Origin of the sequence: Hydrogenophaga sp. (assembly GCF_019264445.1) — a bacterium.
GTDB lineage: Bacteria > Pseudomonadota > Gammaproteobacteria > Burkholderiales > Burkholderiaceae_C > Hydrogenophaga.
Genome location: NZ_JAHVAB010000084.1, coordinates 75,730 through 88,541, shown reverse-complemented (window position 1 = coordinate 88,541; position 12,812 = coordinate 75,730). Strand labels below are relative to the sequence as shown.

Annotated in this window: 4 protein-coding genes; all 4 read left to right on the top strand. The window is 64.4% G+C overall.

Features of this window, described 5'->3' with window-relative positions:
- The first annotated feature begins 2 nt into the window (after positions 1-2).
- The 4 genes from KXJ60_RS20100 to KXJ60_RS20085 all read left to right on the top strand — a co-directional run bounded on the left by KXJ60_RS20100 (position 3) and on the right by KXJ60_RS20085 (position 12,726).
- Positions 3-4,631: a MupA/Atu3671 family FMN-dependent luciferase-like monooxygenase gene (locus KXJ60_RS20100; RefSeq protein ID WP_291131872.1), complete on the top strand. Its 4,629-nt coding sequence runs from the start codon at positions 3-5 to the stop codon at positions 4,629-4,631.
- Between the two features lie 2 nt (positions 4,632-4,633).
- Positions 4,634-5,353, top strand: coding sequence for a 4'-phosphopantetheinyl transferase superfamily protein (locus tag KXJ60_RS20095; protein ID WP_291131871.1), 720 nt, complete (start codon positions 4,634-4,636; stop codon positions 5,351-5,353).
- A gap of 86 nt (positions 5,354-5,439) precedes the next feature.
- Entirely contained in the window at positions 5,440-6,531 is a 1,092-nt protein-coding gene (locus KXJ60_RS20090) for a glycosyltransferase (RefSeq protein WP_291131869.1), read from the top strand.
- Positions 6,532-6,780: 249 nt separating this feature from the next.
- Entirely contained in the window at positions 6,781-12,726 is a 5,946-nt protein-coding gene (locus KXJ60_RS20085; RefSeq protein ID WP_291131868.1) for a non-ribosomal peptide synthetase, read from the top strand.
- The last annotated feature ends 86 nt before the right edge of the window (positions 12,727-12,812 follow it).

Below are 12,812 nucleotides of genomic sequence, written 5' to 3'. Positions count from 1 at the left end.
ACATGAGCAGCTTTTCCTGTGTGGTGATGGGCAATGAGTCCCTGTTGATCCAGTGTGCAGAGCGTGTGCTGCAAGGTGGCGACAAGGTCGAGGCGGTGGTCACCCGCAATGCAGACATCAGAGCTTGGGCCGTGCACCAAGGCATTCGGGTCGAAGCGCCCGGCGAAGGATTGGGTGAGCGGCTGTCAGATGTCCGCTTTGACTGGCTGTTCAGCATCGCCAACCTGTCGGTGATTCCACAGGCCGTGCTGGACCGCGCAGCCAAAGGCGCCATCAACTTCCACGACGGCCCACTGCCCCGACACGCTGGCTTGAACGCGCCCGTGTGGGCCATCCTGCACCGCGAGAAGCAACACGGCGTGACGTGGCACATGATCGAAGGCGGCATCGACGAGGGCGATATCGTCAAACAGCGCCTGTTCGACATGGGCCCCAACGAGACGGCCCTCACCCTCAACACACGCTGCTACGAAGCCGCCATGGAGAGCTTCAACGAGTTGCTGGCCGACCTGCGCGGGCCAGGCCCGCAGCGCGTGCGCCAAGACCTCAGCCAGCGCAGCTACCACGCCCGCCTGGACCGCCCAGCCGCAGCCGCAAGACTGGACTTTGCACAAGATGGCGAAGCGCTGGTGGCGCTGGTCTGCGCGCTCGACCACAGCACCTACTGGAACCCGCTGACCGTGCCCAAGGTGGAGATCGGTGGCCGCGTGTTTGCTGTGACAGGCGCTGTACTCGAAGAGGCTGCCACCCACGCCGCCCCTGGCGACGTGCTGGAGGCCACACCGGCGGGCCTGGTGGTCGCCACCGCCTCGCGACCCGTGCGCCTGACCGGTTTGCGCGATCTCAAGGCTCAAGCAGTCTGCCCCTCCACCGTCACACGAGCGGGTGATCGGCTGCACTCACTCGACGCAGCCCAGGCGCAGGCTTTGACTGCTGCCATGGCCAGCGTGGTGGCCGGTGAAGACGGTTGGCGGCGTTGCTTGCAGTCGCCACAAGCCATCGACCTTCCTTCGGTGACCGCCAGCAGCGCGCCCGCCGCGCTGAAGCAAACACCACTCCGCGCGCCCGCGGGCCTCGCAGGTGACCGCCTGGTAGCCGCTGTGGCGGCCTGGGTGGCCCGCGTGAGCGGCAAGTCCGCCTTTGACCTCGCTTACCAGTGCGGGTCCACGCCCACCGCACCCGGCTACCTGTCGCGCTGGGTGCCCCTGCGCCTGGCTGCGGCAGGCGACACCCCCTTCTCCAGCTTTGCCGAACATTGCACCGCGCTGCTCGACAAAGCGCGCCGTGCACCCGCATTCGCACTTGACCTGGCCTTGCGCGACCCCGCCATCAAAGGTTTGCAAACGCCTCAGGTGGGTCTGTCGGAGGGCGCCGGCTTCGTCGAAGGCAGTGCGGTCACTGTGCAGGTGGATGCGCAAGGCGCGCTGTCGCTCTGGCACGACGCCACGCGTCTGCCCGATGCAGCCGCAGCGCAGCTGGCCCAGCGTCTGCAGAGTGTGCTGGACCTGCTGAGCGACGCCGCCGCCGCGCAAACCCCACTGGGGCGCTTGCCCATCATGTCTGCCGCTGAGCGCGAGCAAGTGCTCTACGGCTGGAACAACACCCGCTGCGACTACGAGCGCAACACCTGCGTGCACCAGTTCTTCGAGGCGCAGGTGTTGCGCACGCCGCAGGCCACTGCCGTGGTGTTCGAAGGCACGGCGCTCACCTACGCCGAACTCAACGCGCGGGCCAATCGGGTGGCACACCGTTTGGCGGCCATGGGCGTGCGCCCCGGCACATTGGTGGGCCTGTACACGCCGCGCTCGCTGGATTTGCTCGTGGGCGCATTGGCGATCCAGAAGGCCGGTGGCGGCTATGTCCCCCTGGACCCCGCCTACCCGCCGGATCGCATTGCCCTCTATATCGAGGACAGCGGCGCGCCGGTGATCATCGCGCAGTCCACACTGCTCGACAGCTTGCCGCCCCACAAGGCCCAGGTGCTGGTGATCGACCAGGACACTGCGATCGCGGCTCAGCCCGACACGAACCCGGCCAGCGGCGTGAGCCCATCCGACATTGCCTACATGATCTACACGTCAGGCTCGACCGGCCGCCCGAAGGGCGTGATGGTCGAACACCGCAACGTGGCCAACTTCTTCAGGGGCATGGACGACCGCATTCGCCATGACCCGCCGGGCGTCTGGCTGGCGGTCACCAGCCTGTCGTTCGACATCTCGGTGCTGGAACTGTTCTATACGCTGGCGCGCGGCTTCAAGCTCGTGCTCTCCAGCGACGAAAACCGCGCGCTCGTCTCCAGCGGCCGTGCGCCCGTGTCTGCCCAGAAGATGGACTTCAGCCTCTACTACTGGGGTAACGACGACGGCGCCGGCCCCAAGAAATACGAGCTGCTGCTGGAGGGCGCAAAGTTCGCTGACCAGCATGGCTTCTGCGCGGTGTGGACGCCCGAGCGGCATTTCCATGCCTTTGGCGGCCCCTACCCCAACCCGTCGGTGACGGGCGCCGCGGTGGCTGCCGTCACCAAAAACATCGGCGTGCGCGCTGGCAGCTGCGTGGGCCCTCTGCACCACCCCGCGCGCATTGCCGAAGAGTGGGCCATCATCGACAACCTCACCAATGGCCGCGCAGCGCTGGCCATCGCCTCCGGCTGGCAACCCGACGACTTCGTGCTTCGCCCGCAGAACACGCCGCCCCACAACAAGAAGGCGATGTTCGAGACCATTGACCAGTTGCGCCGCCTCTGGCGCGGCGAAGCGGTGCCCTTCCCCACTGTCAACGGCGAGCCTTTCAACGTCGTCACGCAGCCACGCCCGGTCTCCAAGGAACTGCCGGTCTGGGTCACGACCGCCGGCAACCCCGAGACCTGGAAGGAGGCCGGATCCATTGGCGCCAACGTGCTCACCCACCTGTTGGGTCAGACCGTGGACGAGGTCGGCAGCAAGATCAAGATCTACCACCAGGCCTTGCGCGACGCGGGACACGATCCGGCCCACTTCACCGTGACGCTGATGCTGCACACTTATGTGGCGGCTGACCGCGAACAGGCGCGCGCAGTGGCCCGCGAACCCATGAAGGACTACCTGCGCAGTGCCGCAGGCCTCATCAAGCAATACGCGTGGGCGTTCCCGGCCTTCAAGAAGCCGGCGGGCGTGAACAACCCGTTCGACCTCGACCTGCGTTCGCTCAACGACGAAGAGATGGACGCGATCCTCGACTTCGCCTTCCTCCGCTACTTCGAAGACTCCGGCCTTTTCGGCACCGTGGACGACTGCGTGGCCCGAGTCGAGCAACTCAAGCGCATCGGTGTCGGCGAAGTCGCCTGCCTGATCGACTACGGCATTGCCACCGAGCAGGTGCTGCGGAGCCTGACCCCATTGGCCGAGGTGCTGCGCCTGACCAACCAGGCCAGTGTTGTTGCGGAGGACGACTTCTCCATCGCCGCCCAGATCCAGCGCCATGGCGTCACCCACCTGCAATGCACGCCCAGCATGGCCCGCATGATTGCCATGAACGACGAGGCCCGAATGGCGCTCTCGCAGGTGCAACACCTCATGATCGGTGGCGAGGCGCTGCCCGGCACGCTGGTGGCAGAGCTGGGGCAGGTGACGAAGGCGTCCATCGAAAACATGTACGGACCGACCGAAACCACCATCTGGTCGTCCACCGAAACAGCAAGCACGGGCGAAGCAGTGGTCAACATCGGGCGGCCGATCGCCAACACCCAGATGTACGTGCTCGACGACAACCAGCAGCCCGTGCCGGTGGGTGTTCCGGGTGAGCTCTACATCGGGGGCGACGGCGTCACCCGTGGCTACTGGCAGCGTGCCGATCTCACGGCCGAGCGCTTTCCGGCCGATCCCTTTGTGCGCCCCGAATGCGCCGCGCCCGCTGGCGCGCGCATGTACCGCACCGGCGACCTGGCCCGCTGGCGCGCGGACGGCCGTATCGACTTTCTGGGCCGCGCCGACTTCCAGGTGAAGATCCGCGGCTACCGAATCGAGCTCGGTGAAATCGAGGCGGTGCTGGAATCCGCCGATGGCGTGCGTCAGGCGGTGGTCGTGGCCCGCGAGGACCAGCCTGGTGACGTTCGCCTCGTGGCCTATCTGCGGGCCGACGGCGGCGTGGCCACCGACCGCCTGCGCGATTGGGCCGCCACCCGCCTGCCCGAGCACATGGTGCCCGCGCACTTTGTCACCGTGGACGAGTTCCCCCTCACGCCCAACCGCAAGGTGGACCGCAAGGCCTTGCCCGCACCATCGCAAACCACGCTGCGCGAGCGCACCGAAGTCTTTGTGGCGCCCGAAAACGATGTGGAACGCACGATTGCCGAGGTCTGGGCGCGCGTGCTGGGCGTGCCGCAAGTCGGCGCCAAAGACAACTTCTTCGCGCTGGGCGGCCACTCGCTGCTCGCTGTGCAGGCCCACCGCGAAATCCGTCAGGTGCTCGGCAGCACCAAGCTCAGCATCACGGACATCTTCCGCTTCCCGACACTGGAAGCTCTGGCGCGACACCTCGACGACCGCCCTGCAAACACCGAGGCGGCGGTCAAGGAGACCGCTGAACGTGCGCAGATGCGGGTGGATGCCATGTCCAGGCGGCGTGCCATGCGCGCCGGGCAAGGCAGCAACTGAGCATGCTGGCCTCCGTCACGCCCACCCACGAGCAACTTCAGGTGGCGTTGCAGTCCCTGGTGGGGCCAGACCTCGCGGTCGTCTGTACCGGTGTGGATGGGCACCCTGAAACGCTGTGGCCCGAAGAGCGTGACACCATGGCGCGAGCCGTTTTGCGCCGGCAAAGGGAGTTTGCAGCTGGGCGGGCGGCTGCGCGTGCGGCCATGCGCCGCCTGGGCTGGCCAGATTGCGCCATTCCGGCACGGCAAGACCGCTCGCCGCTGTGGCCCACCTCATTGGTGGGCTCGATTTCTCACTCGTCCGAGTGCTGCGCCGCTGTCGTGGCCTTGAAGAGCCAGTGGGCATCGGTGGGCGTCGACATCGAAACGGACGAGCGGGCAGAGCCTGCGCTGTGGCCCTCGATCTGCACCGCTGCCGAACTGAAAACCGTGTCCCGACTGGCGCCCGCACTCGGCACGAGCTGGGTCACGCGAATTTTCAGTGCCAAGGAAGCCTATTTCAAATGGCAGTACCCCAGCACCGAGGAAATGCTGGACTTCCAGGATGTCGAAATTCAACTCGACCCCGATGCGTTGACCTTCAAGGCCACACGCACGGCCCGTCGCCCGGGCACCAAGCCTCATGCGCCGGTGTTGGGCTCTCAAATCGTGTCTCATGGACACATCTTCAGTTTCGTTGCCCACCGGCCTCACATCCGGCATCGGCCCGCGGAGGTTTTGTGAATCGCAAACTCGTCATTGCCCCCAGCCTGCCCATCGGTATCGGCCGGCCTGGGAAGGTTCGGCTCACCGGGAAATTTCTGAGTGGCATGCAGAGCTACACGGACCTCTGGGATGGTCCGATCACGCTTGTGGCCGAGCCGGATGAGGCGCCAGGCACCGACAACCTGGACGATCTGTGGGTAGACCCGGACACCCTGCCCTACGAACTCGTGATCGCCCCCTTTGACACCGCCAAAGCCAGAGAAACCATGCTGTCTGCCGGCGTGGTCATGGGCGGCACCGACCACCGGTTGAACGGCGTCGCCGCGGAATGCGCGCGCCAGGGGGTGCCCTATGTGCTCGTCACCGAGTATTCGCTGCAAACGCGGTATCAGGTGATCGACGCGGACAACCCTCCGTTCTGGCGCCGCTGGCGCAGAAGGGCTTGGGCAAGAGGGCAGGAAAGGGCCAACGAGTCTTCAGCACGGCATGCCGCTGGTGTGCAATGCAACGGCACGCCGACCTACGAGGCCTACAAAGACCTGAATGCCAACACCCTGCTGTACTTCGACAGCCGAGTGAGCGAAGACATGATTCCTTCAGCGGGATCGCTCGTTGATCTGCCCAGCGCATGGACCACCGAGCGGCCTTTGCGCCTGGCTTTCTCGGGGCGACTCAACGCGATGAAGGGTGCGGATCACCTTGTCAACGTCGCAGTGGCTTTGAAGAAAGCGGGCCTGCCCTTTGTCATGGAGATTTTTGGCGACGGCCCGCTGAAAGCCTCGATGGCCAGCGAGATCGCAGCGAATGGACTGAACAATCAAGTGCACCTCAAGGGGGTGCTCGACTTCGCTACAGAGCTCATGCCACACCTGCGCACCTCAGTGGATCTGTTCGTCTGCTGCCACCGCCAAGGCGACCCCTCCTGCACGTATCTGGAAACCATCGCCTGTGGCGTTCCCATCGTGGGCTACGACAACGAAGCGTTTGCAGGTCTTCTGAGGATCTGTGACGCGGGTCGGCAAGTGCCCATGGGTGACTCGAATGCCTTGGCTCAGGTCATCGTCGAGCTCAGCCGCTCGCCCAGCACCATGCGAAAGATGGCAGAAGCAGGCATCGCATTTGCCAGGGAGCGCACGTTCGAGCGCGAATTCTTTCGGCGTATCGAGCACATGAAGTCCCTGCTGCGCGCCACCTGAGTTGGCTGCACACCGCGTCTTGTCGACGCAAACGTTTGTCGAAAATCAGAGCAAAGAAAGATCGGAGGAACCTATGCAATCGCTTACATGCCGTAGCCTTTCGCTGAGCCTGCCAGGGCGTTTTTCCCTCTGAGTGACATGGTATAAAGATTCGTCGCCAGTCGTGCTGGCCTGCCCATCGAAGCGGCGAAGACCACCCAGCTCTGTCTCGCACACCCACCCCATCCCACAGGTGGATCTCTCCGTTCAGTGAACTCCAGTACCCCCTTGTCCACCTTTGCAAGCCTTATCCTCCAAAGGTCTGAGCAGTTCAAGGATCAGCTCGCCCTGGTTTTTCTGCAAGCCGATCTTCAACCCGCAGAAACGCTCACCTACGGAGAGCTCGCCAACGCGGCCCAAACGATCGCTGCATCGTTGCTGAAATCTGTCAAGCGAGGCGACCGTGTGCTCCTCGCCTACGACAACTGCATCGATGCCGTGCTGCTGTTCTGGGGCTGCATCGTGGCTGGCGTGGTGGCCGTACCCGCACCAGCACCCGATGCGCGCCGCTCCAAGCTGAGCTGGCGCAGACTGCTTTCAATGTGCGATGACGCCCAGGTCTCCATGGCCTTCACACGCGGCGAGCACATCGGTGCAGCCGAGATCAACGCGCCACACGTGAAATGGTCGACGCTGGACCGTCTGGGCGACTGGCGCGGCACGCCTCCCGTCCCATTGCCCAGCGATGCGCCTGAGCGCCCGATCACTGGAGACGATCTGGGGTACCTGCAGTACACCTCGGGGTCAACGGGGCAGCCCCGTGGGGCACAGATCACGCACGACAACATGATGGCGCAGTGCGAATCCGTCATTCAGGTTGCCGATATCGATTCAGCCCTCGACCGAACGCTGACATGGCTTCCGTGGTTCCACGACTACGGCCTGGTGCATGGCTTGCTCGTACCCGCGCACCATGGATCGACCTCTTTCCTGATGTCGACTCAGCAGTTTTTGATCCGGCCATTGCGCTGGCTTGAAGCCATTGAACGCCACGGCATCACCAACAGCGGAGCCCCCGATTTCGCCTACGAAGCCTGCGTCAACGCGCTCGCCCGCTATCCCGACGCGACGTTTTCGCTTCAGCACTGGAAGCTCGCCTCGTGCGGAGCCGAGCCCATCCGCCCGAACACCCTGCGAAAGTTTGCCGAGGCTTTCGCGCCAAGTGGCTTCCGGCCCGAAGCGTTCTCCCCGTCGTATGGACTGGCTGAAGCGGTTCTGGCTGTGTCGCTCGGCAACTCTCGTGCGGCGCCCCAGATCATTTCGGTGGACCGGCTCAGGATGGAGGAGCTGCGTGAGGTTCACGAGCTGCCTGCAGGGGCCGAAGGGTCGAGGGAACTGGTAGGCAGTGGGCACGTGCTGCCAGGACTGGACGTGCGCATCGTCGATCCGCAAACCCGCGTGCCATGTGCGCCTCACGTGGTCGGCGAAATCTGGGTGCGCGGTCCCAGCGTGGGGCGTGGCTACTGGAATCAGCCCGACGCGTCCAGAGAGCGCTTCGGCGGCCAGCTCGCAGAAGAAGACCGTGACAACGTTTTTCTGAGAACCGGTGACCTCGGTTTCTTCAAGAACGGTGAAATCTTTGTCACCGGCCGCCACAGCGATCTGATCATCATCCACGGGCGCAACATCCATCCTCAAGATCTGGAGGAAACCGCCCTCGCGGCATCCAAATGGGTGCGCCCCAAAGGCGCTATCGCCTGTCCGGTGGAACATGCCGGTCATGAGCGGGTGGTGCTGCTGGTCGAGTGCCGCAACCAGCTCCCTGCGAGTGAGCTGGAGCAGCTGCAGGCCGACTTGCGCCGCGACATCGCCGAAGCCCACGAAGTCGACCTGCTCGACGTCATGCTCTTGCGTGGCGGCACGCTGCCTCGAACGTCCAGCGGCAAGCTGCAGCGACGCGAAGCCAAGCGCATGTATCTGTCGGGTGAGCTCACCGCCCACCAGCTCAAGGCATCGCCGGTCGCTCGCGAGACCAGCGCCGCCACCGAACGGCTCATGAGCCAGCTCGCGCCGCTGTGGGCCGACGTGCTCAACGTGCCCCACGTGCCCGCTGACGCGCACTTCTTGCGGCTCGGCGGCGACTCGCTGACGGGCACCCAGTTGCTGTCGCGCGTTCGCCAGCACTGGGGGGTGGAAATGCCCATCTCCACATTGTTCGCCGATCCCACGCTGCATGGCATGGCCAAGGCTCTCGGCGCACTTCAGGATGGTCAGGCCCATCCGGCGCAGGCCCTCAGCAACGAAACGGAACTCACCTTCAATCCGCTGGAACTGCAAACGTCGACGCAGCTCTCTTACTCGCAGGAGCGCATGTGGTTCATGCAGGCCATGGCGCCTGCGAGCAGCGCCTACAACGTGCCTCTGGCCCTCAGGCTGCGAGGCACCGTACAACCTGAAGCCCTCGAAAAGGCCTTCCAGGTGGTCGTGAAACACCATGAGATTCTGCGAACGCGCTTTGTCGCCACCGACCAGGGTCTTGCGGCCAACGTGGTCGAGGACGGTCACTTTCAATTGGCGCTGCTGGATCTTCCTGGCCAAGCAGAAGGCACGGACGAAGCTGCTCTTGCGGCGGTCCTGAGTGAATTGAGCCATCCCCCCTTCGCGCTGGACCAGTGGCCACTGATGCGCGCGACCTTGATTCGCCTGGGTCCGCAAGAGCACGTTCTGTTGATGGTGTTGCACCACATCGTGGCCGACCAATGGTCGTTTTCTGTGCTCGGCAAAGACCTGAGCTCTGCCTATCGGCAGGCAATGGCCCGCGTCGAACCGGTGCTGCCTGGCCCGCCCCCACGTTACGCCGTTTACAGCCGGTGGCACCGCCAATGGTTTGAGACCGAACGCCAGCGGCAGGAAATCGCGTACTGGGGCCGGCGCCTGGAGGGGATGCGACCTGTCGCCCTGGTCCCCGACCACCCCCGCCCGCGTCAGGCCAGCTTTCGCGGAGCGAGCATTCGCCTGCCACTGCCAGCGGGATTGACCGATGCACTGGCATCACTGGCGACACAACAAGACGCCACCCTGGCCATGGCCTTGCTGGCCCTGTTCAAGGTGTTTCTGCTGAAGCACACCGGCCAGACCGATCTCGCTGTCGGCATGCCGATTGCCAACCGCCATCACCCGGGTTGCGAGAACCTCATTGGCACGCTGGTGAACATTCTGGTGATCAGGACTTCGCTCGATGGCGACCCGGACTTCACGGAAGTGCTTCGCCGCGTCAAAGGGGCAGCTCTGGGGGCCTACGAGCATCAGGATCTGCCGTTTGAGCTGCTGGTGCGCACCCTCGATCACCAGCGCGAGCCCTCGCAGCCCCCCCTGTTCAATGTGATGTTCAACCTCGTGAGCACGCCTGTGCGAGAGGTGGACTTCGGTGGCAGCACTTGGTCTCGCGTCGATGTGGATCGACGCGCGTCGCAGGTCGACCTCACCGTGGTGGTCGATCCGCAGTTTGACCACTCCATCGTTCTGGAATACGCCACGGACTTGTTCGAAGCCGATTCGGTGAGGCGCATGGGCGAGCAGTTGCTGTTGATGCTGCACTCGGTCGAAGCGTTCAGCAGCAAAGCCGTATCGCAATGGGACCCGCTGCTCCCCGCGCACCGTCAGCAACTCCTCGCATGGGGTGAAGGCCCGGCGAGACGCACGGCGGACACCTCGCTGGCAGCCTGCCTCGAGCAGGGTCTGCAGATCAACCCGGACGCCATCGCTTTGGTGTTCGGAGCGCAGCGCGTCACTCACGCCGAGCTGGACGAGGCTTCGCGCAAACTGGCAACCCACTTGCGCACACGCGGGTTTGGCCCAGGCAGCCGCATTGGGCTGTGTCTGCCCAGGTCGGTGGAGTTGGTCGTCGCGCTCCTGGCCACGATCCGCAGCGGCGCAACATATGTCCCGCTGGATCCCACCTACCCCGAAGACCGCATTCGCTATCAGATCGAAGACGCGGGCCTCACCCTGATCATCGGTACGACAGCCACCCTGACCCCAAGCCGGATGGCACAGACGCCCTGCCTGTACCTGGATCAGGACTGGACCAGCGTACCCGCTGCCACCCCCCTGGAATCCGGCGGTGAACACGGGCCGGCTTACCTGATTTACACGTCCGGCTCGACGGGGCGTCCCAAGGGTGTGTGCGTGCCGCAGGCGGCCGTCGTCAATTTTCTTGTCAGCATGGCCCGCGAACCGGGACTGCGGCCAGGCGACCGGGTGCTCGCCGTCACCACGCTGGGCTTTGACATTGCGGTGCTTGAACTGCTGCTGCCATTGAGCGTGGGAGCTACCGTGGTGCTGACCTCAGACCAGGAAGCCACCGACGGTGCGGCCTTGAAGCGGTTGATCAACACGCATGCCGTCACTGTGATGCAGGCCACGCCCTCGCGCTGGCACCTGTTGCTCGAGGCCGATTGGGGCAAGACCCCCGGCTTGCGCGCCCTGGTCGGCGGGGAGCCCCTGCCGCCGACGCTCGCCAGTGCACTGCTGCAGCGCTGCGACCAGGTGTGGAACATGTACGGCCCGACCGAGACGACGGTCTGGTCCACCTGCTGGCAGGTCGAGGCTGACACGCCGACCTCCCTCGGACGGGCGATCGACAACACGCAGATCCTGGTTCTGGACGAGCTTGGCCATCTCCAGCCTGTGGGTGCGTGGGGTGAGATCTGGATCGGCGGCGATGGCGTCGCAGATGGTTACTGGCAACGCCCGGAGCTGACCGAAGAGCGCTTCCGCACGCTGGAACACATTCCAGAGCTCAAGGAACAGCGCTGCTATCGCACGGGAGACCGAGGCCGCTGGCGCTACGACGGCTCCCTTGAACACGGCGGACGATTGGACGATCAGGTCAAGCTGCGCGGGTTTCGCATCGAGCTCGGTGAAATCGAAGCGTTTCTGGCCAGCCAGACTGGCGTGCAGCGTTGCGTGGCGGTCGTTCGCGAGGACAGCCCCGGTGACCAGCGTCTGGTGGCCTACCTGGTGGCGCCCGATGGACCGATGGATCTTGATGCCCTTCGGGTGACAGCGCGTCAGTGGTTGCCCGAACACATGGTGCCGTCGCAGATCGAACAGGTGTCTGCCTTGCCCGTGCTCCCCAACGGCAAGATCAACCGCCAGGCATTGCCGCGCCCGAGTGCCCGTGCCATCCCGAAAGGCCGCCGCCAGGCGCCTCGCACCGAAACCGAGCGGCGCCTGTTGCCCATCTGGCAAGAATTGCTGCAGAACGATCACATCGGTATCGACGACAACTTCTTCGACCTCGGCGGGCATTCGATGCTCGCTGTTCGAATGATCCGGCGGATGGAAACCGAATTCCAACGGCCTGTCTGGCTGACCATGGTGTTCGAGCAGCCGACGATCATGGGTATGGCTAGGCAACTTGAGAGCCATGGTCAGGAGCGCGACAAATCGATGGCCTTGCTGCGGCCGTCGCAGCAACCGCACGGGCTTTTCTTGCTGGCTGGCGCCGAGATGTACCGCGAACTGGCGCGCCAGATCACGGTCGACATGCCCGTCTACGGCCTCTTTTCCCAGGAGGAGATTGATCTTCTCGAGTTGCCTGTGGAGAGCCCTCTGCCGCCCTATTCGATCGACACGCTGGCCGGTGCCTATGTGGAACTCATCCGAGCTCAGCAGCCGCATGGTCCCTATTACCTCGGTGGGTTCTCCATCGGCGGCGTGCTCGCCTATGAAGTCGCGCAAAGGTTGATGCAAGCGGGGGAGAAGATCGGGTTGCTGGTCATGCTCGATTGCGCATTCCCGGGTCGCGGATGGAAACATCTGAAGGCGGGCATCGCGCGGCGTTGGCGCATGCTCAGACAAGACGGCTGGAAGCACGTCATGCACCTGTACCGTCAGGCATCCCAACTGCATGCCGCGCGGGAACTACCCGGCGGGCGTCGCAATCAGGTGTATGCACAGGCCATCCGGCAGCACAAGGCCCAGCCGAGCGAAATGCCTGTGGCCTTCTTCCAGGCCGCAGGAGATCGCTCCACACAGGCCGCCTATGGATGGGATGCGCTGGCCAGCCACATCGTGATCGAACGCGTGCCGGGCAAACACGCCGACATATTGGAAATGCCCAATGTGTCGGAACTGGCCATCCACTTGAGTCGCCATTTGGCGGGCGCGCAGCGCGACAACCTCGCGGTCACGCCGCAAGGCGTTGGATAGGCGGCCTTTCGCTGCACAGGCTCGGAGAACCACACACCATGCTGTACCTGCGCTCTGCCAAGCTGGCGCTCTTGTTGGCCCTTGGC